The sequence below is a fragment of the Sanguibacter suaedae genome (assembly GCF_016342785.1).
In the GTDB taxonomy this organism is placed as follows: Bacteria; Actinomycetota; Actinomycetes; order Actinomycetales; family Cellulomonadaceae; genus Sanguibacter; species Sanguibacter suaedae.
Genome location: NZ_JAEINH010000003.1, coordinates 46,708 through 70,743 on the forward strand (window position 1 = coordinate 46,708; position 24,036 = coordinate 70,743).

General features: G+C 71.1%; 22 protein-coding genes. 10 read left to right on the forward strand and 12 right to left on the reverse strand.

The window, feature by feature from the left end:
* Window positions 1-46: 46 nt before the first annotated feature.
* Window positions 47-1,069, reverse strand: coding sequence for a GNAT family N-acetyltransferase (locus tag JAV76_RS04280; RefSeq protein ID WP_198732800.1), 1,023 nt, complete (start codon window positions 1,067-1,069; stop codon window positions 47-49).
* 82 nt (window positions 1,070-1,151) lie between these two features.
* The gene (locus JAV76_RS04285; RefSeq protein ID WP_198732801.1) at window positions 1,152-3,278 is read right to left on the reverse strand and encodes a DNA gyrase/topoisomerase IV subunit B; all 2,127 of its coding nucleotides are present in this window, start codon (window positions 3,276-3,278) and stop codon (window positions 1,152-1,154) included.
* Between the two features lie 122 nt (window positions 3,279-3,400).
* Between JAV76_RS04285 and JAV76_RS04290 the strand changes: the two genes are divergently transcribed.
* Window positions 3,401-3,613, forward strand: coding sequence for a DUF7455 domain-containing protein (locus tag JAV76_RS04290; protein WP_198732802.1), 213 nt, complete (start codon window positions 3,401-3,403; stop codon window positions 3,611-3,613).
* Window positions 3,614-3,749: 136 nt separating this feature from the next.
* Here the strand turns inward: JAV76_RS04290 and JAV76_RS04295 are convergent, their stop codons facing one another.
* From JAV76_RS04295 to JAV76_RS04305, 3 genes are all read right to left on the reverse strand, one after another.
* Window positions 3,750-5,246, reverse strand: coding sequence for an RNA polymerase sigma factor (locus JAV76_RS04295; protein ID WP_198732803.1), 1,497 nt, complete (start codon window positions 5,244-5,246; stop codon window positions 3,750-3,752).
* Window positions 5,247-5,518: 272 nt separating this feature from the next.
* Window positions 5,519-5,932 (reverse strand): universal stress protein, encoded by a 414-nt coding sequence (locus JAV76_RS04300; protein WP_198732804.1) that lies wholly within the window; start codon window positions 5,930-5,932, stop codon window positions 5,519-5,521.
* A 150-nt stretch (window positions 5,933-6,082) separates the two neighbouring features.
* Entirely contained in the window at window positions 6,083-7,201 is a 1,119-nt protein-coding gene (locus JAV76_RS04305; protein ID WP_198732805.1) for a DUF4192 domain-containing protein, read from the reverse strand.
* Window positions 7,202-7,342: 141 nt separating this feature from the next.
* Between JAV76_RS04305 and JAV76_RS04310 the strand changes: the two genes are divergently transcribed.
* The gene (locus JAV76_RS04310) at window positions 7,343-8,452 is read left to right on the forward strand and encodes a polyprenyl synthetase family protein (RefSeq protein ID WP_198732806.1); all 1,110 of its coding nucleotides are present in this window, start codon (window positions 7,343-7,345) and stop codon (window positions 8,450-8,452) included.
* A 68-nt stretch (window positions 8,453-8,520) separates the two neighbouring features.
* Here the strand turns inward: JAV76_RS04310 and JAV76_RS15205 are convergent, their stop codons facing one another.
* Entirely contained in the window at window positions 8,521-8,985 is a 465-nt protein-coding gene (locus JAV76_RS15205) for an Rv2175c family DNA-binding protein (RefSeq protein ID WP_198732807.1), read from the reverse strand.
* 197 nt (window positions 8,986-9,182) lie between these two features.
* Here JAV76_RS15205 and JAV76_RS04320 point away from each other — a divergent pair, with 197 nt between their 5' ends.
* The gene (locus JAV76_RS04320) at window positions 9,183-10,193 is read left to right on the forward strand and encodes a lytic transglycosylase (RefSeq protein ID WP_198732808.1); all 1,011 of its coding nucleotides are present in this window, start codon (window positions 9,183-9,185) and stop codon (window positions 10,191-10,193) included.
* Window positions 10,194-10,279: 86 nt separating this feature from the next.
* Window positions 10,280-12,370 (forward strand): Stk1 family PASTA domain-containing Ser/Thr kinase, encoded by a 2,091-nt coding sequence (gene pknB, locus JAV76_RS04325; RefSeq protein WP_198732809.1) that lies wholly within the window; start codon window positions 10,280-10,282, stop codon window positions 12,368-12,370.
* A gap of 41 nt (window positions 12,371-12,411) precedes the next feature.
* Here pknB and JAV76_RS04330 read toward each other — a convergent pair whose 3' ends face one another.
* The 3 genes from JAV76_RS04330 to JAV76_RS04340 form a co-directional block, all read right to left on the reverse strand.
* Complete coding sequence (locus JAV76_RS04330) at window positions 12,412-13,761, reverse strand: class II 3-deoxy-7-phosphoheptulonate synthase (RefSeq protein WP_198732810.1); 1,350 nt, start codon at window positions 13,759-13,761, stop codon at window positions 12,412-12,414.
* Window positions 13,758-14,975, reverse strand: coding sequence for a pyrophosphate--fructose-6-phosphate 1-phosphotransferase (locus JAV76_RS04335; RefSeq protein ID WP_198732811.1), 1,218 nt, complete (start codon window positions 14,973-14,975; stop codon window positions 13,758-13,760). Before JAV76_RS04335 ends, JAV76_RS04330 begins: the two co-directional genes overlap by 4 nt.
* 82 nt (window positions 14,976-15,057) lie before the next feature.
* Entirely contained in the window at window positions 15,058-15,849 is a 792-nt protein-coding gene (locus tag JAV76_RS04340; RefSeq protein ID WP_230401853.1) for a lysophospholipid acyltransferase family protein, read from the reverse strand.
* 59 nt (window positions 15,850-15,908) lie between these two features.
* Here JAV76_RS04340 and JAV76_RS04345 point away from each other — a divergent pair, with 59 nt between their 5' ends.
* Window positions 15,909-16,445, forward strand: coding sequence for a hypothetical protein (locus JAV76_RS04345; RefSeq protein ID WP_198732812.1), 537 nt, complete (start codon window positions 15,909-15,911; stop codon window positions 16,443-16,445).
* A 2-nt stretch (window positions 16,446-16,447) separates the two neighbouring features.
* Here JAV76_RS04345 and JAV76_RS04350 read toward each other — a convergent pair whose 3' ends face one another.
* Entirely contained in the window at window positions 16,448-17,392 is a 945-nt protein-coding gene (locus JAV76_RS04350) for an ROK family glucokinase (protein WP_198732813.1), read from the reverse strand.
* Between the two features lie 136 nt (window positions 17,393-17,528).
* Between JAV76_RS04350 and JAV76_RS04355 the strand changes: the two genes are divergently transcribed.
* From JAV76_RS04355 to JAV76_RS04365, 3 genes are all read left to right on the forward strand, one after another.
* Entirely contained in the window at window positions 17,529-19,346 is a 1,818-nt protein-coding gene (locus JAV76_RS04355; protein ID WP_198732814.1) for an AMP-dependent synthetase/ligase, read from the forward strand.
* A gap of 86 nt (window positions 19,347-19,432) precedes the next feature.
* Complete coding sequence (locus JAV76_RS04360; protein WP_198732815.1) at window positions 19,433-21,283, forward strand: DEDD exonuclease domain-containing protein; 1,851 nt, start codon at window positions 19,433-19,435, stop codon at window positions 21,281-21,283.
* Window positions 21,284-21,349: 66 nt separating this feature from the next.
* Window positions 21,350-21,631 (forward strand): Lrp/AsnC family transcriptional regulator, encoded by a 282-nt coding sequence (locus JAV76_RS04365; protein WP_198732816.1) that lies wholly within the window; start codon window positions 21,350-21,352, stop codon window positions 21,629-21,631.
* 1 nt (window position 21,632) lies between these two features.
* Here the strand turns inward: JAV76_RS04365 and trpD are convergent, their stop codons facing one another.
* The gene (gene trpD / locus JAV76_RS04370; protein WP_198732817.1) at window positions 21,633-22,688 is read right to left on the reverse strand and encodes an anthranilate phosphoribosyltransferase; all 1,056 of its coding nucleotides are present in this window, start codon (window positions 22,686-22,688) and stop codon (window positions 21,633-21,635) included.
* The gene (locus JAV76_RS15210) at window positions 22,685-22,840 is read right to left on the reverse strand and encodes a hypothetical protein (RefSeq protein WP_307843985.1); all 156 of its coding nucleotides are present in this window, start codon (window positions 22,838-22,840) and stop codon (window positions 22,685-22,687) included. Before JAV76_RS15210 ends, trpD begins: the two co-directional genes overlap by 4 nt.
* 72 nt (window positions 22,841-22,912) lie before the next feature.
* Here JAV76_RS15210 and JAV76_RS15215 point away from each other — a divergent pair, with 72 nt between their 5' ends.
* Both JAV76_RS15215 and ctaE read left to right on the forward strand, forming a co-directional pair.
* On the forward strand, window positions 22,913-23,059 hold the full coding sequence (locus JAV76_RS15215; RefSeq protein ID WP_307843986.1) for a hypothetical protein: 147 nt from the start codon (window positions 22,913-22,915) through the stop codon (window positions 23,057-23,059).
* A 283-nt stretch (window positions 23,060-23,342) separates the two neighbouring features.
* Window positions 23,343-23,993, forward strand: coding sequence for an aa3-type cytochrome oxidase subunit III (gene ctaE, locus JAV76_RS04380; RefSeq protein WP_198732818.1), 651 nt, complete (start codon window positions 23,343-23,345; stop codon window positions 23,991-23,993).
* The last annotated feature ends 43 nt before the right edge of the window (window positions 23,994-24,036 follow it).

The following is a 24,036-nucleotide window of genomic DNA, read 5'->3' on the forward strand; positions in this document are numbered from 1 at the left end:
GACGAGCCCGACGGGCGCGGCACGTCTCATACGCGCCCGTCCCCTCTCACAGCTCGAGGGAGTACATCCGTGATCCCTGGACCTTGACGAACCCCAGGCTCGAGTAGAGGCCGAAGGCCCCCGAGGGGTTGTCCGCGTCCACGTCGAGCTCCGCGTAGCCCATGCCGCTCGCGGTGTAGGCACGCATGGCTGCGGCGAGGAGGGCGACGGCGATCTTCCGCCCACGGTAGGCACGTCGCACACCGAGCGTCTCGATGTACCCGGTGGTCCGTCCCGTGACCTCCCAGTCCTGCTCGTAGCGCCCCGACAGGAGGTAGCCCACGACGTAGGGGACGTCGTCGGCCTTGCTGTCGTCGACGACGACGAAGCTCCACGTGGGCGCGAACATGCTCCTGCCGTGCTGCCACGACTCGCGGGTCGCCGGCTGGCTCCCCCAGTGGTCACGGAACGCGTCGTTGTGGGCGTGGCGAGCCGCGTCGTCGAGCTGGGACGACCAGGGCAGGACGCGGAGGCCGTCGGCGAGCGGGACGTCGAGGACGGGCTCCGAGAGGTCCCGCTGGAGGTTCGAGTAGAACCGCATGGCCCCGTACCCGGCACGCTCGAAGAGGTGCCACTGGTCAGGGGCCGTGTCGTCGAGGAAGACCGCGATCCGCCGCGGGACGTCGTCCGTCCTCTCGGCGAGCTTCTGCCGGGCCCGGGCGGTCATCCAGGCGACGACCTCCCGACCCACTCCTGCCCCACGCACCTCAGGGTGCACGCCACCCGCCAGGAAGGCCCGGATGACGGTCGTGTCCCCGGGCGGGCACTCGACGGTGCCGTAGGCGCGGAACACGCCCGCCTCGTCGATGCCCACGAGCGTGTCCCGCGCAGGGTCCTTCCAGTCACCGACGAACTGGTCGGCGACCTCGGCCAGGGCGGTACGGTACGGCGGCTGGTCCACGCCCTCGATCGCCGAGACCAGACCGTGGAGCGCCTCGCAGTCGGCGGGCTCCAGCGCACGCCAGCGCAGCCCGAGGTCGGACGATGGCAGCGGGACGGACGCGCGCGGACGCTCGGAGGTCTTGCTCATGGCCCCACCCTAGGGACTCCCGGCCTCCGCGGAACAGACCTTCGGCCCGGACCATCCCCTTCCGGCCCTGTGCACCCCACGCTCAGGCGTCGATCCGAGCACGGTCCAGGGCGTCGGCGCCGGCGACGATGAAGTCCTTGCGGGGCGCCACGTCGGACCCCATGAGCAGCTCGAAGACCCGCTCCGCGGACTCCGCGTGGTCGGCCGTCACCCGGCGGAGCGTCCTGTGCCGGGGGTCCATGGTGGTCTCGGCCAGCTGGTCCGCATCCATCTCTCCGAGACCCTTGTACCGCTGGATGTCCTCCTTGTACCGCTTGCCGCTCTTGTCGAGCCTCTTCAGCGTCGCGGAGAGCTCCTGCTCGGAGTACGTGTAGATGAACTCGTTCTTCCTGGAGCCTGCACCGATGACCTCGACCCTGTGCAGCGGCGGTACCGCGGCATAGACACGACCGGCATCGACGAGCGGGCGCATGTACCGGAAGAACAGGGTGAGCAGGAGGGTCCTGATGTGGGCGCCGTCGACGTCGGCATCCGTCATGAGGACGATCTTCCCGTAGCGCGCGGCCTCGAGGTCGAAGGAGCGCCCGGACCCGGCACCGAGGACCTGGATGATGGCAGCGCACTCGGCGTTGCGGAGCATGTCGCTCACGGACGCCTTCTGGACGTTGAGGATCTTCCCGCGGATGGGCAGCAGCGCCTGGAAGTCGGAGCTGCGGGCGAGCTTGGCGGTCCCGAGGGCGCTGTCCCCCTCGACGATGAACAGCTCGCTGCGCTCGACGTCGTCGCTGCGGCAGTCCGCGAGCTTCGACGGCAGGGCCGAGGTCTCGAGCGCGTTCTTCCGCCGGGAGATCTCCTTCTGCTTCCGCGCGGAGAGCCGCGCGCGCATCTCGGCGACGATCTTGTCGAGGAGGATCGTTGACTGTGTCTTGTCGTCTCGCTTCGGGGACGAGAACATCGCGTTGACCTGCTGCTCGACCACCCTGGCGACGATCGCCCGCACGGGCGCGGTGCCGAGCACCTCCTTCGTCTGCCCCTCGAACTGGGGCTCGGCGAGACGCACCGTGAGGACCGCGGTGAGGCCGGCGAGCACGTCGTCCTTCTCGATGCGCTCCGCGGAGTCCTTCGTGGAGACCTTCAGCCGTCGCGCGTTCGCCTCCACCGCCTTGCGCACGACCTTGAGGAGGCCGGCCTCGAACCCGGCGAGGTGGGCGCCACCCTTGGGGGTGGAGATGATGTTCACGAAGGTGCGGACCTCGGTGTCGTAGCCCGTGCCCCACCGCATCGCGAGGTCCACCTCGCAGTCCCGCTCGACCTCCTGGGCGACCATGTGCCCGCGCTCGTCGAGGACCGGGACCGTCTCCTTGAAGGTCCCCGAGCCGGTGAGGTGCCACGTCGCGGTGACGGGTGCGTCAGGTGCCAGGAACTCGACGAAGTCGACCGTCCCGCCGTGGTGGACGAACGTCTCCTCGTGCGGCCCGGACTCGCCGGGCGTCCCGGGGACGCCGCGCTCGTCCCGGACGGTGATCTGGAGGCCGGGGACGAGGAAGGTGGTCTGACGGACCCGGGTGACGAGCTCGTCGTAGGAGAAGACCGCGGACTTCGGGAAGACCTGGCGGTCGGCCCAGTACCGAACCCGCGTCCCGGTCTGTCCTCTCTTCGCCTTGCCCGCGACGACGAGCTCGGACCGGTCGGTGAACGGGGTGAACGGGGAGTCGGGCCCGATCCCCCGGGTGTCGTCGAAGTGCCCAGGCTCGCCGCGCCGGAACGTCATGCGGTGCACCTTGCTCGCCCGGTCGACCTCGACGTCGAGCCGCGACGAGAGGGCGTTGACGACGGACGCGCCGACCCCGTGGAGACCGCCCGACGCCGTGTAGGAGCCACCGCCGAACTTCCCGCCCGCGTGGAGCTTGGTGTAGACGACCTCGACTCCGCTCAGACCGGTCTTGGGCTCGACGTCCACCGGGATGCCACGGCCGTTGTCGCGGACGGTGACCGACGTGTCGGCATGGAGCACGATGCCGATCTCCGTGCAGTGCCCTCCGAGGGCCTCGTCGACGGAGTTGTCGATGATCTCCCACAGGCAGTGCATGAGGCCACGGGAGTCCGTCGACCCGATGTACATGCCCGGGCGCTTGCGAACCGCCTCCAGCCCTTCGAGGACAGAGAGGTGCCGTGCCGTGTAGCTGGATTCCGCGGATGCCGTCGTCACGGTGTCAGAGCCTAACGGGTCCCTCCGACACCCCCCGCCAAGGCTGCTCTCCACGGATCCGCGCGAATACGCGGGGAGCGAACCCGCCCCCACGCGGCGGAGGAAGGTGGTTTCATGGTCAGGTGACTACAACGACCGAAGCCCTGACCGTGGCCGACCGCTGCGACCGCTGCGGCGCTCAGGCCTACGTGCGAGTCGTCCTCCCCTCGGGCGAGCTCCTGTTCTGCGCTCACCACGCACGAGCGCACTCCGACGCCTTCACGGGCGTCGCCACGCACATCCAGGACGAGACCGACCGTCTGCTCGAGGAGCACGGGGCCGGCGCGAGGAGCTGATCTCCCGCCGGCACCCGCCGCTCGGCGTCCCTCGTCGGCGCCGATCACGCACAGACGACTGATGCCCACCCCCTCACCAGGGGGTGGGCATCAGTCGTCTGTGCCCGGGGAGCACGGCGCGAGCCGTGGGTGCCCGTCAGTCGAGGTAGTCGCGCAGCACCTGCGAGCGGCTCGGGTGCCGCAGCTTCGACATCGTCTTCGACTCGATCTGGCGGATCCGCTCACGCGTCACGCCGTAGACCTTGCCGATCTCGTCGAGCGTCTTGGGCTGCCCGTCCGTGAGACCGAAGCGCATGGAGACCACGCCGGCCTCACGCTCGGAGAGCGTGTCGAGGACCTGGTGCAGCTGCTCCTGCAGGAGGGTGAAGCTCACTGCGTCCGCGGGGACGACGGCCTCGGAGTCCTCGATGAGGTCGCCGAACTCGCTGTCGCCGTCCTCACCGAGGGGTGTGTGCAGCGAGATCGGCTCACGACCGTACTTCTGGACCTCGACGACCTTCTCGGGCGTCATGTCGAGCTCCTTGGCGAGCTCTTCCGGGGTGGGTTCGCGGCCCAGGTCCTGGAGCATCTGGCGCTGCACGCGGGCGAGCTTGTTGATGACCTCGACCATGTGCACAGGGATACGGATGGTGCGTGCCTGGTCGGCCATGGCGCGCGTGATGGCCTGCCGGATCCACCAGGTGGCGTACGTGGAGAACTTGTAGCCCTTCGTGTAGTCGAACTTCTCGACCGCACGGATCAGACCGAGGTTCCCCTCCTGGATGAGGTCGAGGAAGAGCATCCCGCGGCCGGTGTACCGCTTGGCGAGCGACACGACGAGACGCAGGTTGGCCTCGAGCAGGTGGTTCTTCGCCCGACGCCCGTCCCCGGCGATCCACTCGAGCTCGCGACGCGCCTTCGCCTCGAACTTCGTGTCGGACGCGAGGCGCTCCTCCGCGAACAGCCCGGCCTCGATGCGCTTGGCGAGCTCGACCTCCTGCTCGGCGTTGAGGAGCGCGACCTTGCCGATCTGCTTGAGGTAGTCCTTCACCGGGTCGGCGGTGGCACCTGCGGTGACGACCTGCTGGGCAGGTGCGTCGTCGTCGTCGGCGTCCGAGTAGACGAAGCCGCGTGACTCGTCGGGCTCCTCGCCGGCCTTGGCGGTGACGGTGGCCGGATCGACCTCGACGGGCTCGTCGACGACGACGCCGTCCGCCTCCGGGACCGAGTCGGCGGCCGTCTTGCGCCGCGTGCGCTTGGCGGGGGCTGCCGCCTTCGTCGCGGGCGCCTTCCGCGGAGCCCGCTTCGTGGTGGTCACCGGCGAGGCATCAGCGGACGCGTCCGCGTCGCCCTCGACGACCTTGGTCGCAGCGGCGGCCTTGGGCTTCACCGCGCGTGCCGTGGTGCTCGTGGCGCGGGTGGACGCGGCGGCCGCGACCTTCGTCGCCGGGAGGTCGACGTCGACACCGGCGGCAGCGAAGGCACGGAACACGGCCTTGAGCCGCTTCGCGTCGGCGACCTCCGCCTGCTCGCAGGCGTCACGGAAGCTCTCGGCGTCGATACGGCCGTGGGCGGACCCACGACGGATGAGTTCTTGCAGTGCTGGGTGCTCGAATTCGCGCGGGAGGGCGGGATTCGCAGAGATGGGCGCCACAAACGACCTTTCGGCATCTCAGGTAGGCGGTGTCCGGCTCTCTCAGGTGATCCACCGGAGGAGCCGTAAACCCCTATTGTACTTTGCCGACGCGCCCCGCAGGTCCTCCGGGAGGTCTTGGGGCGTGCCGCTGGCCGACGTGCCGGGTGAGAATCCGGGGCTCCCGAGGGGATGGCACGCCGTCGGCGTGCGCTCGGACGGCCCGTGGTCCCTCTCTCCGGCGTCGTCCGGTGCAACCGTCCGCACCCACGGAGTATTCCGTGCGCACGGCCCTACTGGGCGGCGCCCTGCCGCTGCGGCTTGACGGCGAGGACGGGGCACGGGCTCTCGAGGAGGATGCGCTGGGCGTTCGACCCGAGGATGAGCTTGCCGACCGGGCTGCGGCGTCGCAGACCGATGACGATGACGTCGGCCCGGACCTCCTCGGCGACGGCGATGAGGTCGTCCGCGACGTCGTGACGCTCGTCGAGGACCCGCACGTCGATGCTCACCCCTGCCGCGCCCGCCTGCTCCTCGAGCCCGGCCATGTCGGCCGCGCGCTGGTCGAGGACCTCCTGGGAGGGTGAGGACGACTTCTCGCTGACGACGACCACGAGGTCGGTGGACCTGCGCCCGGCCTCGGTCACCGCCGAGGCGAGCCCCTGGCGTCCTTCCGCGGTAGCGAGATATCCCACGACGACAGTCATCAGTCCTCCGGCCTTCGGCGACGGGCGCCGGTCGGCGCCGTCGTCACCGAAACTACCCGACTCAGGACCTCGGCGTCAGGTCGTCGCAGGTGGGCGGCACCGGCCCGGCGGTCACGGCACGCCCAGGACCGTCGCGGGCTCGCCGGAACGCTACCGCCCGAGCGCAGCCCACCCCGGTGGCATCCCCGCGTCGACCGCGCGGCGCAGGAGCGACGCGAGCCGGTACGAGGGGTCGGCCTGGTCCACGAGCGCGAGGAGGGACGCCGCACGGGCCCCGTCGCCGTGCCACCAGGCGAGGAGAGCGAGGAGGGTGAGGGCGGGCGCGCGTCGGCGCCTGCTCGCGTGGGACGCGACCTGCTCGAGGATGGCGCGGTCGGTCCGGGCGCGCTCGCCAGGTCGCAGTCCGGCGACCGGGTCGACGACGGCGGCGACGGCGTCACCTACGGCGCTGCTCGTGTCCTGTCCGGCGACGTCGCGCACCACGAGGGAGGCGAGAGCGTCCCTCCCCGGGACCAGGGAGACGAGGACCGCGTCGCGGACCCGCACGTCCTCGAGAGCTGCCTGCAGCCGCCCGAGGACGACCGGCGGGAGAGGTGCGCCGGCCGGCGTGGCGACCTGGGCGGCGCGGCACTCGGACCATGCCGCGAGCGCCTCGATGCGCCACGCCGTCGTGGCTGCGTCGCCGACGAGGTGCGCGCGGCGGGCACGGTTGCGGCGAGCGGCCGCCTGCGACCGTGCCCGGGCGTCGGCGGGCACCTCGGGGAGGCGGACGAGGTCCTCACGGCTCGGCGCGACGGCCACGCCCGCGAGGACCATCTGTGCCCCCACCTGGGTCGCGTCGAGGTCCTGGACCGGACGGCCGCGCTCGGGGCAGCACGTCCGGTCCGGGCATCCCGGGGAGAAGTACGCGTCGGGCGTGACGACCCAGACGTCGAGCGTGTCGACGTCTGTGGTGGCGCGCAGGCCGCGCAGGGCACGGTCGACCTGCGGGTCGGCGTCCGCCGGTCCCGTGAGGCGATCGGTGTAGACGACGAGGACCGCCGCGGTGCCGCCGTCGTCGGCCAGGTGCGAGGCGAGGACGGCGCACACGCCCGGACCGTCGGCAGGGTCGGCGACGTCGTCGAGGTCGGCACGCACGACGAGCCCGACGCGTCGCGCAGGGCCGCGCAGGCTCACGAGGACCACGCTCCTCGTCGGTCGGAAGCCGAGCTGGTAGGGCACGAGGGCGAGGATCTCGCGGGGTTCGTCCACCCGCAGTGTCGTGTTCATCGCCCGATCGTCGGTGCCGGGACGCCTCCACGTGAGTCGCGACGAGTCGCGGTGGGGACGAGAGGCCGGGCTCGGCACCGTGTGGGCGACGTCGGCCCGCCGGACGGCGCGGACGGCACGACGACCCTCTAGGCTCGGCCCATGACTTCCCAGGCGCCCTCCTTGCTCGACCTCGAGGACGTCCGGCGTGACGTCGACGACCGGCTCGCCGCCGTCCTCGCCGACCGCCGGGCCGTGCTGCGCGGCATCAGCGCCGACACGGACCCCCTGGTCGACGCGTGGGAGCAGATGCTCCGAGGTGGCAAGCGCATGCGCGCAGCCCTGTGCTACTGGTCGTGGCGCGCACACGGCGGCGACCCCACGACGGGCGCCCGGACCGGAGTCGTCGGGGTGGGGGCGGCGCTCGAGCTGTTCCAGGCGGCCGCCCTCTTCCACGACGACGTCATGGACAAGTCCGACACCCGTCGTGGTGTCCCGACGGCGCACCGCACCTTCGCCCGACGTCACGCCGACGAGCGGTGGGCGGGCGACGGGGACCAGTTCGGGCTGTCCGCCGCGATCCTCCTCGGCGACCTCAGCCTGGTGTCGAGCGAGGACGAGTACCTCGCCGCGACCGCGGGCTTCCCCGTCGAGGCAGCAGGACCCGCCCGTGACGTCTTCACCCAGATGCGCACCGAGGTGACGGTCGGTCAGTACCTCGACATGTACGCCCAGGTCCTCCCGTGGGGTGAGGACCTCGACGCGGACGAGCACCGGGCCCGCGAGGTCATCCGAGCCAAGTCGGCGCGGTACAGCGTCGAGTGCCCGCTCCTCCTGGGGGCGGCTCTCGCCGGTGCGAGCAGCGACGCCCTCGAGCGCTGCTCACGGTTCGGCCTGCCCCTCGGGGAGGCCTTCCAGCTCCGCGACGACCTCCTCGGCGTGTTCGGCGACCCGCGCACCACCGGCAAGCCCGCCGGCGACGACCTGCGCGAGGGCAAGCGCACCGTCCTCGTGGTCCGCGCGATGCGGGCGCTGGACGACGTGGCACGCAAGGACCTCTCGGGCGCGCTCGGGCGCCCGGACCTCGGTGACAACGAGATCGCCGGCATGCAGGACGTCATCGCACGCTCGGGGGCGGTGGAGGAGATCGAGGCGCTCATCGGGACGCTCACCGACGAGGCGTTCGGCGCGTTCGCCGCGCTCGACCTCCGCGACGGGCCGGGTGAGACCCTCGCGGCGATCGCAAGGTCGACGGTGCGCCGCAGCGCCTGACACACCTCCCCCGGCCTGGGCCGCCTGGGCGCTGCGTCACTGCACCCGGACGGGCCGGGGCGGCGAGCTCAGACCACGGCCTGGCCTGCTCGGCGAACGGCGCTCTTGCGTCCGGTGAGCAGCGCGCGCATGGGGGTCTCCCCGAGCATCTCCTCCTCGGAGAACAGCCACTCGAGGATCTCGACGTCCGTCAGGCCCTGGTCGGCGAGCATGATGACCGTCCCCTGGAGCGACGGGAGGATGACCACCTTCTCGTGCCCTCCCTCGGCCACGACGACCCGCTTGAGGTCGGCCGGGTTGGACATGTGGCTCGCGACGAGGAACACCGCGGGGATCGAGAAGATCTGCCGCTCGCCCCGCTTCACACCGACGATCCGCCGGTCGCGCAGGGCGCTCCTGACGGACGACACGCTCGTCCCGAGCCTGTCGGCGAAGCCGGGGAGGTTGAGCCACTCGCCGACGAGCGCGTCGAGACGCTCGAGATCGGCCGCGCTGCGCGCTGGGTCCTGGGGTGCGGTGTCGGAGGAAGTCACGTGCCACAGCCTACGGCGCGCCGCGCCCCGTGAGCGCTTTCGCTCGGGGGCGTCGTCGCTTACGGTCGACCTGGACGCGGTTTCACACCAGCACCACGCTCACCACCAGCACCACCCGCACCATCACCCCCTCGCAGACTCGACACCAGACCGCACGGCCCACGAAGGACCCGTGCCCTCAGAGATCGGACCGGACCATGCCGACACCCTGCGACGAGACCACCGCCACGCCCGCTCCACGCTCGTCCTCGCTCCCCCGCACCCTCGGCCGCTACGCCGTCCGGTACGGCACGACGGGCGTCGCGCTGGCCGCCGCGTCGATCGCGGCGAGCGCGTCGCCCGCTGCCGCCGACGAGACGTACGAGGTCCGGCTCGGGGACACGGTGAGCCACATCGCCCAGCGCACCGGCTCCACGACCGAGTCCATCAGGACCGCCAACGGGCTGGACTCCGAGTACCGGATCCGCGAAGGCCAACGGCTGACCATCCCCACCGCCGCGCCCGCGCCGTCGACGACATCAGGATCCGTCGCGCCCCCTCCGTCCTCGTCACCCGCGGCCATCCACCGGGTGGTCGCGGGTGACACCGTCTCGGGCATCGCCGCTCGTCACGGCACCACCGTGGCCCAGATGATCAGCCACAACGGGCTCGGCGCCGACGCCCTCATCCGGGTGGGCCAGACGCTCTCGGTGCCGACCGGCACCCCGGCTCCCGCCCTCCAGCTCGTCGGCGACACGTTCGCCGGCCGCACCTACTCGACCGACGTCGTCTCCGCGGCGAACCAGAACAAGGCCACGTTGCTGTCGATGACGGTCCCCAGCAAGGACGAGATGCGCCAGATCGTCAGGGACACCGCCGTCGCCCACGGCGTCGACCCGGCGCTCGCGCTCGCCGTCGCCACCCAGGAGTCCGGCTTCGACCAGCGGGCGGTGTCACCCGCCAACGCCATCGGGACCATGCAGGTCATCCCGACGTCGGGCGACTGGGCGTCGGATATCGTGGGCCGCGAGCTCAACCTCCTCGACGCCAGGGACAACGTCACCGCGGGCGTCGCCATCCTCGGGCGTCTCGTCGCCACGAGCCCCACGCTCGACGCCGCGATCGCCGGCTACTACCAGGGGCAGGCGTCGGTGCGGAACAACGGGATGTACGACGACACGAGGCGCTACGTCGCGAACGTCCAGACCCTCGCGGCCAAGAACCGGTGACCGGCCGACGCCCGCCCTCGGGACCGGCACGCCGTCCGACGTCGAGTTGTCCCTGTTATCCGGCCGTCGACCTCTAGAATCGAGCCGTGGCAAGCACCCTGACAGACTCGCTCGTCGGCCGGCTGGTCGACGGACGGTACAAGGTCGACTCCCGCATCGCGCGCGGGGGCATGGCGACCGTGTACCTCGCCACCGACCGTCGGCTCGACCGGCAGGTGGCGCTCAAGGTCATGCACGCGCACCTCGCCGACGGGGCGTCCGGCGCGGACTTCGTCTCGCGGTTCCGGCGTGAGGCTCGCGCCGCCGCACGCCTCACGCACCCCGGCCTCGTCGCCGTCTTCGACCAGGGCGTCGACGGCGAGACGAGCTACCTGACGATGGAGTACGTCGACGGGACCAATCTCCGGCGTCGGCTCCACGAGGACGGTCCCTTCGCCGTCGGCGAGGCCCTCCAGGTGGTCGGCGAGGTCCTCGACGCCCTGGCTGCCGCTCACCGCCAGAACCTCGTCCACCGCGACATCAAGCCGGAGAACGTCCTGCTCTCCACCGACGGCCGCGTCAAGGTCGCCGACTTCGGCCTGGCACGCGCTGTGACGGAGGTGACCTCCACGACGACGGGGACGATCCTCGGGACAGTCGCGTACCTGGGTCCGGAGCTCATCTCGACCGGTGCCTGCGACACGCGGACGGACGTCTACGCCGTCGGCATCATGCTCTTCGAGATGCTCACCGGCCGGCAGCCCTTCGTGGGCGAGACCCCCATCCAGGTGGCCTTCCAGCACGTCAACGACGACGTGCCCGTCCCCTCGACCGTCGTGCCGTGGCTCCCCGCGGAGATCGACGAGCTCGTGTGCGCCCTCGCGGCGCGCGCGCCGGAGGACCGCCCGCACGACGCGCCTGCCGCACTGGTCCACCTCCGCCGCGTCATGGCGCTCCTCCCCCCGGACGTCCTGGGCCGGCGGGCCGACGCCCCGCCGCCCGTGGTGTCGTTCGCCCAGGGGACCCCCGACGACACCGACGCGCCGTCGTCCGTCGGCGAGATCGACAAGATCGACGAGATCCGGGTCGGCGGCGACACCGACGAGGCCGACGGTCCCGTCAGGGGAGCTGGGGCCACCGACCACCTCACCCAGGCGCTCGACACCCGGGCCTCCGGCTCGACGATCGCCTTCACCCTGCCCGACCGGGACCGCCTCGCCCCGGCGACGGGCACCGCGCCTGCCGTCTCGACGTCCCCGACAGCACCTGTCGACGCCGACCGCCCGGGTCGCGACCGCCGACGCCCCCGGCGCCGCACTCTCGTCTCGGTGGTCTCGATCCTGTTGATCCTCGGTGCACTGGGTGGTGGCGCCTTCTGGTGGTTCGGCTACGGGCCCGGGTCCTTCACCTCCGTGCCCACCGGGCTGGCAGGGTCGACCCTCGAGGACGCCGAGGCGAGGCTCGATGCGGCTGCTCTGCTCCACGAGTCCGTCGAGGCGTTCCACGACACCGTGCCCGCCGGCGAGGTCATCTCGACGGACCCGGGTGACGGTGAACGCATCCCCAAGGACGGCACGGTCGAGCTCACCGTCTCGTCTGGCATCGAGCACTTCGTGGTCCCCGGGGGGCTCGTCGGCGCCTCGGTCGGCGACGCACGGGCCTCGCTCTCGTCGGTCGGTTTCACGGCCGTGACCGAGAGCGGGGAGTGGAACCTCGATCACCCCGAGGGAACCGTCCTGGGGCTATCCGTCGTCGAGGGCGAGTCGTTGCCCCACAACACGCCGGTGGTCCTCGCGGTGTCGAAGGGCCCGGAGCCCGTCGTGGTCCCCCAGGTGCAGTCCCTCACCCTGGACGAGGCCACGGAACAGCTCGAGCCGTGGACCCTGGCCCCGGTGGTGGTCGAGGAGTACAGCGAGACCGTGCCGGAGGGCAAGGTCATCTCGCAGGCACCCGAGCAGGGCTCGGCAGCACTGCGCGGTGACGAGGTGACCCTCAAGGTCTCCCTCGGGATGCCCTTCGTGGAGGTCCCCGACGTCCTCTTCACACCGGTCGCCGAGGCACGCACGATCCTCGAGGACGCAGGTTTCAAGGTCGAGGTCAACTACTTCATGGGCTTCCTCGGGAACGAGGTGCGCAGCCAGAGCGAGGCTCCCGGCACGGAGGTCCGCAAGGGGTCCACCATCACGCTGGACCTCTGAGCGCCGGGAGACCCGCGATCACCTGACCCGAGGGACCATGTTCAGGCCTGGAGCATCTCGGCGACCTGGAACGCCATCTCGAGGGACTGCTGGTGGTTGAGTCGCGGGTCCACGAGGGTCTCGTAGCGCAGCGCGAGACCTGCGTCGTCAATCTCCTCGCTGCCGCCGAGCACCTCGGTGACGTCGTCACCGGTGAGCTCGACGTGCAGCCCGCCCGGGATCGAGCCGAGCGCGCGGTGTACCTCGAAGAACCCTCGCACCTCGTCGAGCACGTCCTCGAGCCTGCGGGTCTTGTACCCGCTGTCGGACGTGATCGTGTTGCCGTGCATGGGATCCGTCACCCAGGTCACGGGCCCGCCCTGGGCGGTGACCTTCTCGACGAGGGGCGGCAAGGCCTCCCTGATCCTCGACGCACCCATGCGGGTGATGAAGGTGAGACGCCCGGGCACCCCGTCGGGGTTGAGCTTCTCCTGGAGCGCGAGCGCGTCGTCGGCGGACGTCGTGGGACCCAGCTTGACGCCCACCGGGTTGCTCACCCGCGACAGGAAGTCGACGTGCGCCCCGTCGATGTGCCGGGTGCGCTCCCCGATCCACAGGAAGTGCCCCGACGCGTCGTACGGGAGGCCGGACCGCGAGGAGATCCTCGTCATGGCCCGCTCGTAGTCGAGGAGCAGCGCCTCGTGACTGACGAAGAACTCGACGGTCCGCAAGGCCTCGAAGTCCGCGCCGCAGGCGGACATGAAGCGGATGGCGCGGTCGATCTCCGTCGCGGTGCGCTCGTAGCGGGAGTACGCGGGGTTGGTCATGAACCCGCGGTTCCACTCGTGCACGTGCCGGAGGTCGGCGAAGCCGCCCGTCGTCAGCGCCCGGACCACGTTGAGGGTCGCGGCCGAGATGTTGTACCCCTCGAGCAGCCGGGCCGGATCCGGGATCCGGGCCTCCTCGGTGAACGCGTGCCCGTTGACCATGTCACCCCGGTACGCGGGCAACGTCGTGCCGTCCCTCGTCTCCTCCGTGGAGCTCCGCGGCTTGGCGTACTGACCGGCCATCCGCCCCATCTTCACGACGGGCATGCTCGCGCCGTGCGTGAGGACCACGGCCATCTGGAGGATGGTCCGGACCTTGTTCCGTATCCGGTCCGCGTTCGCCTCGGCGAACGTCTCCGCGCAGTCCCCACCCTGGAGCAGGAAGGCCTCCCCCCGCCCGGCCGCCGCGAGGCGGTCGGTGAGGGTCTCCAGCTGGGTGGGGACGACGAGCGGAGGGACCTGCGAGAGGGTCTCGCGCACCGAGTCGAGACGCTCGGCGTCCGGCCAGACGGGCTGCTGGCCGGCGACGAGCGTCCGGAAGTGGTCGAGTCCGGCTGCGACGTCCGGGTCGACGGTCACGCTCATGACTGCGCGGGTACCAGCGGCTGGCCGATCTCGCCGAGCAGGTCCCCGAACCAGGGCTGCGAGACGTCGAAGGCCTTGCCCCCGGCGATGCGCGGGAAGGCGATGGCCTTGAGGCGATCGCCGTCCTCCTCGTCATGGCCGATGACGCCCGAGTCACCCTTGAAGGCGCAGTCCACGGCGAGGTCCGTCATCGACTTGATGAGGCGCAGGTCCTCGGCGTTCGCCGCGGCGGCCCGCGAGTAGTAGCCGGACTTCTGCACCATGGTCTTCTCGGCACCGAGGAGCTCCGCGAACTGCTTCGCGAACCAGGCACCGGGGTTGATGGTGTCGAGCTTCACGTGCCCGAAGGGGTCGCGCTCGACGGTCTCGCCGGAGGCCTCGAGCTGCGCCACGATCTCGTGCATCCCTGCTCCCTCGGAGAGGAAGATGTTGACGTTCCCGACCTCGTCCATGACGGTCCGCAGGCGGGCTGCCTCGGCCTCGATGTCGAGCTTGAGCTCGGGCAGGAAGACGGCGTGGACGTCCCACCGCTCCTTGGACAGCCCGAGGCTGGGGACGAACTCCTGGGTGTCCAGCCACTTGCGGTACTCGGCCGCCGCAGCCGCGGTGAGCCACCCGCAGTGCCGACCCATGACCTCGTGCACGATGAGCATGCGCGGCCCGGAACGGTGCTCCCCGATGACGTTGGCCGCGAACCCGGCCGCCTCCTCGGCGGCCGTCCATGCACCGAGGGACTGCTTGATCGGGACGACGTCGTTGTCGATGGTCTTCGGCAGACCGACGACGGTGAGGTGGTAGCCGTTCTCCTCGAGGTACGCGGCCAGGTCCGCGGCGGTCGTGTTCGTGTCGTCGCCACCGATCGTGTGGAGGACGTCGACGCCGTCGGCCTTGAGCCGCTCGGCCGCCACCGTCAGCGGGTTCTCGCCCTCGGCGACGAGACCACGCTTCACACAGTCCGCGGCGTTGGTGAGCTTGACCCGGCTGTTGCCGATCGGCGAGCCGCCGAACCGGTGGAGGAGGCCGGCCTTGGCCCGGGCCTCGTCGTCCACGACGATCTTGTTGCCCGTGAGCAGACCGTGGTATCCGTGCTGGTAGGCGATGATCTCGACCTCGGGAGCCAGCTCGGTGTAGCGCTCGATGAGCCCTCCGACGGCGGAGGACAGGCAGGGCGCGAAGCCACCAGCCGTGAGGAGCGCGACGCGACGGACCGTCATGGGACCAACCTCTCGTTGTGCCCACCGGCGGCGTGCGTGACGGACGTCGAGCGGGCGTGGATATCTCGTGTGGGACCGGGCTTCAGTCTACTGACGCACCCGGGAGATCCTGCGGGGGTTCCGGCACCTGGACGTCGGGGGCGGGACGCCCACCAGGGGCTGCGGTCGAGGGCGGCCCGCCCGTCTGCCGCACACCCGCGGCGAGCCGCGCCTTCTGCGTCGCCGCGTAGATGTCGACGTACTCCTGGCCGGAGAGGCTCATGAGCGAGTACATGATCTCGTCGGTCACCGAGCGCAGGATGAAACGGTCGCTCTCCATGCCGGTGTAGCGGCGGAAGTCGAGGGGCTCGCCGATGACGATGCCGATCCGCATCGGGCGCGGGATGCGGCGGCCGATCGGCTGCGCCTTGTCCGTGCCGACCATCGCGACGGGCACGACCGGGGCACCGGACTCGAGAGCGAGGCGCGCGACCCCCGTCTTGCCGCGGTAGAGACGGCCGTCGGGGCTGCGCGTGCCCTCCGGGTAGATCCCGAAGAGCCCGCCCTCGTCGAGGCGCTTGAGACCCGTCCGCAACGCCGCCTCGCTCGCCTTGCCGCCGGACCTGTCGACGGGGATCGTCCCGACGCCCCGCATGAACCCTGCAGTGATCCGCCCCTTGAGGCCGGTGCCCGTGAAGTACTCGGACTTGCCGATGAAGACGATCTCCCGGTCGAGGACCAGCGGGAGGATGAACGAGTCGATGACGGCGAGGTGGTTGCTCGCGACGATGGCGGGGCCGTCACCGGGGATGTTCTCGATGCCACGGACCCAGGGACGGAACAGCACGCGAAGCAACGGTCCGACGAGGACCCGCTTCATCAGCCAGTAGAACAACCCGCCTCCTCATGCGCCTCGCATTCGCGGGACTCTCATCCGACTCTAGAGTGATCCCCATGCCAGGAACCACCGACGACCCCGAGAACGTGCCGGACGACGCCGCACCGTCCGGGTCGGGCCCTGCGAGCGACCCGTCCGACCGGAGCACGACCGACGAGGCCTGGGCCCGGATCGTCGCGGAGCTCTCCGATCTTTCCACGGATCCCGAGCCGGAACGAACTCCGTCCGGCGAGGACGGCCCTCCCCCGGCCGAGGTCCTCGGATTTCCGACCGCCCCGTGGGTCGGCTCCCCACGCACCCCGCGACCGTCGGCCTCGGGCCCTCGCGACTGGGACGGGGACGACGGCGACGAGGGCGAGTTCGTGCCTCCCGACCCCGGTTTCCGTCTCGGGGACGACAAGGTCAGGAACCTGGGATGGGCGGCCGTCGTCGCCGCTCCCCTGCTCGGTGTCCTCGCCGCGATCTTCTGGAGGACCGCACCGACAGAGCTCTTCGTGGCCGCGACCGCCGTGTTCCTCACCGGCGTCGGTGTACTCGTGTGGCGGCTTCCGACCGACCGGGACGACCCGGGCGACGGCGGTGCCGTCGTCTGAGATCAGAGGCGAGCGAGGTCGGCCGCGCCGACGATCCCGGCCTCGTTGCCGAGCGCGGCGAGCTCGATCCGCGCCTCGGGCCGGTGACCGCGGGCCGGGAGTGCCTCGGCGTAAGCCTCGCGGGCCGGCTTGAGGAGGAGGTCCCCCGCGGCACCGACGCCGCCGCCCACGACGATGAGCTCGGGGTCGAGCAGGGCGGCGACGGACGCCGAGCCCTCACCGATCCAGCGCCCGAGGTCCGCGAGGAGCTCGATCGAGAGTGCGTCGCCCGACTGCGCGGCGAGGGTGACGAGCGGACCGGTGATCGCCTCGGCGACCCCTTCCGCCAGGTCGAGCAGGTACGCCGCCTCCCTGGGGCGCGAGATCGCTGCGGCCCGCGCGTCGCGGACGAGCGCCGAGCCGGAGGCGTACTGCTCCCAGCAGCCCTCGTGCCCGCACCCGCAGTAGTGGCCGCTCGGGACGACCCGCATGTGTCCCACCTCCGCGGCCATACCCCACCGTCCGCGCACGAGCTCGTTGCCGACGACGACCGCGCCGCCGAGCCCCGTACCCACCGTGAGCATGAGCATGTCTGTCGCCTCGCGGCCCACACCGAAGCGGAACTCGGCCCAGCCCGCGGCGTTCGCGTCGTTCTCGACGACGATCGGGACGTCGTCGCCCAGGAGCGCTCCCACGCGCCTGGCGATCGGGTAGTCCCTCCATGCGATGTTCGGTGCGAACAGCACGGAGGTCCGGTCGGGGCTGACGAACCCTGCAGCGGCGAGACCGACGGCCCCCACCTCGTGGTCGCGCGACAGCACCGCATACACCTCGGCGATCGCACGGTCGATGCTCGACGCGTCGTCGGGCTCCGTGCTGACTCGCGTCTGAGCGAGGATCCGACCCTCCTCGTCGACCACCCCGGCCGCGATCTTGGTCCCGCCGATGTCGACCCCGATGGCGTGCATGAACTGTTCCTCGCTCACTTGGTGTTGGCGCACGAGCGTGCGACCCGGATGAAGCCTACTCACCTCGACGGGCACGGTGCACACAGCCCGAGTTGTAGGGTCTACCCACCATCGACCAACTGTCACTGGAGCCAGAATGGACGAGTTCAGCACCCCACCGATCATCACGGTGCCCCCCGAGAAGAACCTCAACGACCTCCTGCTCGCCCGCGTCGCATCGACCGGTGACGCCCCCCTCATGGAGCGCAAGGACGTCGGTGCCAGCACCTGGACCCCTGTCACGGCACGAGACTTCGACGCCGAGGTCGTCGCTGTCGCGAAGGGTTTCGTCGCCGCCGGGATCGAGGTCGGGGACCACGTCGGGATCATGTCCCGCACCCGGTACGAGTGGTCGTTGCTCGACTGGGCGGTGTGGGCGGCCGGTGCCGTCTCCGTGCCCCTCTACGAGACGTCGAGCGCCGAGCAGGTCGAGTGGATCCTCACCGACGCGGAGGTCAGGTTCCTGGTCGTGGAGACGCAGGAGCACGCCTCGACCGTCGACGAGGTCCGGGGCTCCGTCCCCGGCCTCCTCGACGTGGCCGTCATCGACGACGGCGCCGTGGCCACGCTCACCAGGGCCGGCGCGGCCGTCAGCGACGAGGAGATCGCCCGCCGCCGGAGGGCGGCGCGCCTCGCCGACGTCGCGACCGTCATCTACACCTCCGGGACGACGGGGCGCCCCAAGGGGGCGGAGCTCACGCACGAGAACTTCTACGCCCTCACCGTCAACGCCACCGAGCGGCTCAAGGAGGTCCTGCACCACGGTGCACGACGCACCCTCCTCTTCATGCCACTCGCGCACGTCTTCGCACGGTTCATCCACGTGCTCGTCGTGCCGGCCGGGTCCGTTCTCGGGCACACGCCGGACACGAGGACCCTTCTCGAGGACCTCGCGTCGTACCGGCCCACGTACATCCTGTCCGTGCCTAGGGTCTTCGAGAAGGTCTACAACTCCTCGGAGCAGAAGGCGGCGGCCGGCGGCAAGGTGAAGATCTTCCGCTGGGCGGCACGGACCGCCATCGCCTACTCGAGGGCGCTGGACCGCGGCGGCCCCGGCATCGCGTTACGCGTCCAGCACACCGTGGCCGACGCGCTCGTGCTCAAGAAGATCCGGGCCGCCCTCGGGGGGCAGAACAAGTACGCCGTCTCCGGGGGCGCCGCGCTCGGCGAGCGCCTGGGGCACTTCTACCGAGGCGTCGGGCTCACCGTCCTCGAGGGGTACGGGCTGACGGAGACGACGGCACCCACGAGCGTCAGCCTCCCGGACAGGGTGAAGATCGGCACCGTGGGGCCACCGCTGCCCGGACACTCGGTGCGCATCGACGACGACGGCGAGGTACTCATCAGGGGGCCGCACGTCTTCGCCGGCTACCGGAACAACCCCGAGGCCACCGCGGAGGCCTTCGACGACGGGTGGTTCCGCTCCGGTGACCTCGGCAGCCTGGACGAGGACGGCTGCCTGCGGATCACCGGACGCAAGAAGGAGATCATCGTGACCGCGGGCGGGAAGAACGTCGCACCCGCGGTGCTCGAGGACCGCCTGCGGGCGCACCCGCTGGTCTCGCAGGTCGTCGTGGTCGGCGACGCCCAACCGTTCATCGCCGCCCTCGTGACCCTCGACGCCGAAGGGCTCCCGGGGTGGTTGTCGACGCACGGCAAGTCCCCGATGTCCGTCGAGGAGGCCGTCGAGGACCCCGACGTGCTCGCATCCATCGACGCCGCCGTGCAGCGGACGAACAAGGCCGTCTCGCGGGCGGAGTCCATCCGGAAGATCTCGCTCCTGCCGACCGACTTCACGATCGAGAACGGCTATCTCACGCCGTCGCTCAAGGTGAAGAGGTCGCTCGTCATCCGCGACTACGTGGGCGAGATCGACGCGATCTACGCCGACGTGCAGCGCTCCGACCGGGACTGACGGGGCCCGTCCGCCAGGAGCCCGCCGCCGACCTGTGAGGACGGCGACGGGCCCGCGGTGTCGGTGGGCGCCCTTAGCCTCTCCGCATGTCTTCCGGAACTCTCGCCCAGGAGCCGCGGCCCGCCTCCGGTGCCCGTGCCGCAGGCCGACGTCTCGTGGCGTCGGCCCCGGCGGCGGCCGGCCACGGCACGCCGGACCACCGGTCCGGGCTGCCGTTCCAGCCGGCTCTCGACGAGCTGGGAACCCCGCTCCACGAGGTCACCTTCGTGGTGGTCGACCTCGAGACCACGGGCGGGTCACCTCGCGACTGCGGGATCACCGAGATCGGCGCGGTGAAGGTCCGTGGGGGTGAGGTGGTGGGCGAGCTCCAGACGCTCGTCGACCCCGGTGTCCCTGTGCCGGCCTTCATCGCGCGGCTCACCGGGATCACCACGTCGATGGTCCTCGGGGCACCCCGGATCGAGGCCGTCCTGCCGTCGTTCCTCGAGTTCGCGAGAGGAAGCGTGCTCGTCGCCCACAACGCCCCGTTCGACGTCTCGTTCCTCAAGGCCGCCGCCACCCGGATGGACCTCGCCTGGCCGGACAACCCCGTCGTCGACACCGTGGCTCTCGCCCGCCGCGTGGTCACCCGGGACGAGGCCCCCAACCACAAGCTGGCGACGCTCGCGGCCCTCTTCCGCGCGACCATCACACCGGACCACCGGGCCCTGTCAGACGCGCGAGCGACCGTCGACGTCCTCCACGCCCTCCTCGCCCGGCTCGCCCCGCTGGGCATCACCCACCTCGAGGACCTCGCGACGGCCACGGACCCGGTGCCCCCGGACGTCCGGCGCAAACGGCACCTGGCCGACGGGCTCCCCGCCGGCCCAGGGGTCTACATGTTCGTCGGTCCCCGGCAGGAGGTCCTCTACGTCGGGACGTCGACGTCGGTCGCCAGGCGGGTGCGGTCGTACTTCACCGCCTCGGAGAAACGGCGGCGCATGACGGAGATGGTGCGGATCGCCGAGTCCGTCCGGGCGGTACCGTGCGCTACCGAGCTCGAGGCGCGGGTCCGGGAGCTCCGTCTCATCACCGAGCACGCCCCCAGGTACAACAGCCGGTCCAAGCACCCGGAGCGCATGCACTGGGTCAGCCTCACCACCGAGGCGTACCCGCGCCTCACCGTCCTGCGCCAGCTCCGCAGCACGGCCGACGGCCCGGTGCCGCACGTCGGGCCGTTCTCCTCTCGCGGCCGCGCCCAGGAAGCTCTCGAGGCCTTGCACGCCACCCACGACGTCCGGCAGTGCACCACACGCCTGCCGCTGAACCCGTCCGAGAAGGCCGCACCCTGTGTGCTCGCGGAGATGGGACGCTGCGGTGCGCCGTGCGTCCCCGAGGGGCGACGGCCCGCCTCCGCGCCCCGCGTTCCTTACGCCGACGTCGTGGCCGACGTCGCGACGACCATGTCGGGCGACCCCTCCACCGTGGTCAACGCCCTGGGTCGTCGGATCAGGGACCTGTCCCGCGACGAACGGTTCGAGGACGCCGCGAACGAGCGGGACCGACTGCAGTCCTTCCTCGGCGGGGCTGCACGCGCGCAGCGGGCGCGCCCGCTGCGCGAGTGTGCCGAGCTCGTCGCCGCACGTCCGCGGACCGAGGGCGGGTGGGAGATCGTCGTGGTCCGTCACGGACGGCTCGCGTCCACCGCCGTGTGCGGACCGCACGACGACCCTCATGCGACCGTGCGCTCCGCCGTCGCGCTCGCCGAGGACGTCGCTCCGCCGACGCCGTCGGCCCCGGCCTGCCACCCCGAGGAGACCGACATCGTGCTCGCTTGGCTCCGCACGCCCGGTGTGCGTCTCGTCTCGGTCACCGATCCCCAGACCTGCCCTGTGGGCGGGGCCGAGCGGTACCTGACGGACACGACGACCGCCGAGGTCGTGTCGAACGTCGTCTAGGGCATGATCGGACCAGCAGCGCGGCCCGCACCCGGAGCCGCCCACCCGACACCGAGGAGCGAACGGATGCCCACCGCCATCGTCATGATCGACACGGAGCAGGCCCGGATCCCTGAGGTGGCGACGACCGTCGCCGAGGTCGACGGGGTCACCGCTGTCTACTCGGTGACCGGCGAGGTCGACCTCATCGCGATGGTCCGGGTCACCGAGCACCACGAGCTGGCCGACGTCATCGCCGACCGGATCTCCAAGGTGCCCGGCGTCGTACGGACGCGCACGTACCTGGCCTTCCGGGAGTACTCGAGCAGCGACCTCGACGCCGCCTTCGCGCTGGGCCTCGAGGACTGACTCAGCGCGCCGCGGCCCACCGGTCGAGCACGGTGCGTGCACCACCCGAGTCGACCGCCTCGCGAGCGTGCTCGATCCCGCGGGCGAGCCGGTCGACGAGGGAGCCGTCGGACATGCCCTCGAGGGAGCCGTCCGCGACGAGCGCGGCTGCTGCGTTGAGAAGGACGGTCTCCCGGACGGCGCCGTCCTCCCCGTCGACGACCCGTCGAGCGACGGCAGCGTTGTAGGCCGCGTCGGCGCCACGGAGCTCTGCGACCGTCGTCGGTCGCAGGCCGAGCTCGGAGACCGGGTCGAGGGAGTGCTCGACGACGTGTCCGTCACGGACCTCCCAGACCGTGGCCACCGAGGTGGCCGCGAGCTCGTCGAGACCGTCGCCTCCCCTGAAGACGAGCGCTCTGGTCCCTCGCGCGGCGAAGACTCCCGCCATGATCGGCGCCAGGTCCGGGTCGCTCACGCCGACCGCCGTCGCCCCCGGTTGCGCGGGGTTCGTCAACGGGCCGAGGAAGTTGAACGCCGTGGGCAGGCCGAGCTCCCGGCGAGCCGAGGCCGCGTGCCGCATGGAGGGGTGGAACACCTGGGCGAAGCAGAACGTGATGCCCACCTCGGTGGCCAGAGCAGCCACTCGCTCCGGCGAGTGGTCGAGCCGCACACCGAGCGCCTCGAGGACGTCCGCGGACCCCGAGGAGGACGAGGACGCACGGTTGCCGTGCTTGACGACCCGGAGCCCCGTGCCGGCCAGGACGATGGCTGCCATCGTCGAGACGTTGACCGTGTGCGACCGGTCCCCGCCGGTCCCCACGATGTCCACCGAGGGCCCGTCCACGCTGAACCGGACGGCGTGGCGGAGCATCGCGTCGGCCAGGCCGGTGACCTCGTCGACCGTCTCGCCCTTCGAGCGCAGTGCCACGAGGAACCCGGCGAGCTGGACCGGCGTCGACCCCCCGGTCATCACCGTGTCCATCGCCCACGCGGTCTGCTCGGCGGTGAGGTCCTCTCCCGCGATCAGCGACGCGGTGAGGTCCTGCCACGTGGACCGCGGGCTGCCGGCACCGGTCACAGCGCCGCCTGCGCGGACGCCGCGACGAACGGGCGGACGGCCCGCTGCAGCTCGAGGGGATCGAGCGGCCGGGGCACGGCGGCGTCCGCGAGCGACCACGACGCGAGCCAGGCGTCCTGGGGCCTACCGGTGAGGAGCACGACGGGGGGCACCGGAAGACCTCGTTCTTCAGCTGGCGGCACACGCCCATGCCTCCGGCCTTGTCCGCCTCGCCGTCGAGGATCATGAGGTCCAGCCCACCGCGGTCCGCGCGGGCGACGACCGCGGCGTGGGTCGCGACCTCCACCCACTCGATCGACGGACCGCCGCCACCGGCGACGTCCCCGACCGCGGCGCGCACCGCCGCGCGCACCGAGCTGTCGTCGCTGTAGAGCAGGACCGTGCGCTGCAGGTCGGAGCCGGGACCGTTCGTCGACATGTGCATCCTCGCTTTCGGGCTGGGTGGGCGTCGGCGCCCTCCCTGGAGACTACTGGGCTCGACCCTCCCGACGAAGGAGGTCGCCACAGGGCGGCCGCGGCACCGTCGATTTCGTGACACTTCGACGACGTGCGTCATGAGAAGGTGCTCCCGCCCCCGCAAAGCGCCCCATTGTGAGATTCAACCCCCCGAATCGTTAGGTCCTAGGACCCACGCACACCCCTTCGTCGGCCATAATGAATCTTGTGTCGACTGCAACGGCTGCCCCCAACGCCCAACACCACGTGAGCGTCAACCGACCGAACCCTGTCTCGGTCGGGACGATCGTGTGGCTCGCGAGCGAGCTCATGTTCTTCGCGGGCCTCTTCGCGATGTACTTCACGATCCGCGCGACGATCCCCGCGGAGGAGTGGTCCGAGGGGACGGGTCACCTCAACCTGACCTTCGCCCTGATCAACACCTGCGTGCTGGTCGCGTCATCGGTGACGTGCCAGATGGGCGTCTGGGCGGCGGAGCGGTTCCAGCCGCGCCGGTCCGGGTCGCTGCTCGCCTTCACCAAGTGGGGCATGAACGAGTGGATGACCCTGACGTACCTCATGGGCGCCTTCTTCGTGGCGGGCCAGGTGTACGAGTACGCCGAGCTCGTCGAGCACGGCCTCACCATCTCCTCGAGCCCGTACGGCTCGGTCTTCTACCTGGCCACCGGCTTCCACGGCCTCCACGTCGTGGGTGGGCTGATCGCGTTCCTCTTCCTCCTGGGTCGCTCCTTCACCGCGAAGAAGTTCGGGCACCACGAGGCGACGACCGCCATCGTCGTGTCCTACTACTGGCACTTCGTCGACGTCGTCTGGATCGCGCTCTTCGGAGTCATCTACTTCCTCATGTAGCACCACACCGGCCGCGGGTCGCCCTCGGCCACCAGTTCCCTGC

Bases quoted from the DNA above. Each gene is read 5' to 3' on its own strand.
- JAV76_RS04355 (WP_198732814.1), top strand. From the start codon at position 17,529: ATGGACGAGTTCAGCACCCCACCGATCATCACGGTGCCCCCCGAGAAG.
- JAV76_RS04330 (WP_198732810.1), bottom strand. From the start codon at position 13,761: ATGAGCGTGACCGTCGACCCGGACGTCGCAGCCGGACTCGACCACTTC.
- JAV76_RS04280 (WP_198732800.1), bottom strand. From the start codon at position 1,069: ATGAGCAAGACCTCCGAGCGTCCGCGCGCGTCCGTCCCGCTGCCATCG.
- ctaE (WP_198732818.1), top strand. From the start codon at position 23,343: ATGAATCTTGTGTCGACTGCAACGGCTGCCCCCAACGCCCAACACCAC.
- JAV76_RS04310 (WP_198732806.1), top strand. From the start codon at position 7,343: ATGACTTCCCAGGCGCCCTCCTTGCTCGACCTCGAGGACGTCCGGCGT.
- JAV76_RS04305 (WP_198732805.1), bottom strand. From the start codon at position 7,201: ATGAACACGACACTGCGGGTGGACGAACCCCGCGAGATCCTCGCCCTC.
- JAV76_RS04365 (WP_198732816.1), top strand. From the start codon at position 21,350: ATGCCCACCGCCATCGTCATGATCGACACGGAGCAGGCCCGGATCCCT.
- JAV76_RS04335 (WP_198732811.1), bottom strand. From the start codon at position 14,975: ATGACGGTCCGTCGCGTCGCGCTCCTCACGGCTGGTGGCTTCGCGCCC.
- JAV76_RS04360 (WP_198732815.1), top strand. From the start codon at position 19,433: ATGTCTTCCGGAACTCTCGCCCAGGAGCCGCGGCCCGCCTCCGGTGCC.
- JAV76_RS04350 (WP_198732813.1), bottom strand. From the start codon at position 17,392: ATGCACGCCATCGGGGTCGACATCGGCGGGACCAAGATCGCGGCCGGG.
- JAV76_RS04300 (WP_198732804.1), bottom strand. From the start codon at position 5,932: ATGACTGTCGTCGTGGGATATCTCGCTACCGCGGAAGGACGCCAGGGG.
- JAV76_RS15215 (WP_307843986.1), top strand. From the start codon at position 22,913: ATGAGGTCCAGCCCACCGCGGTCCGCGCGGGCGACGACCGCGGCGTGG.
- JAV76_RS04345 (WP_198732812.1), top strand. From the start codon at position 15,909: ATGCCAGGAACCACCGACGACCCCGAGAACGTGCCGGACGACGCCGCA.
- JAV76_RS04320 (WP_198732808.1), top strand. From the start codon at position 9,183: ATGCCGACACCCTGCGACGAGACCACCGCCACGCCCGCTCCACGCTCG.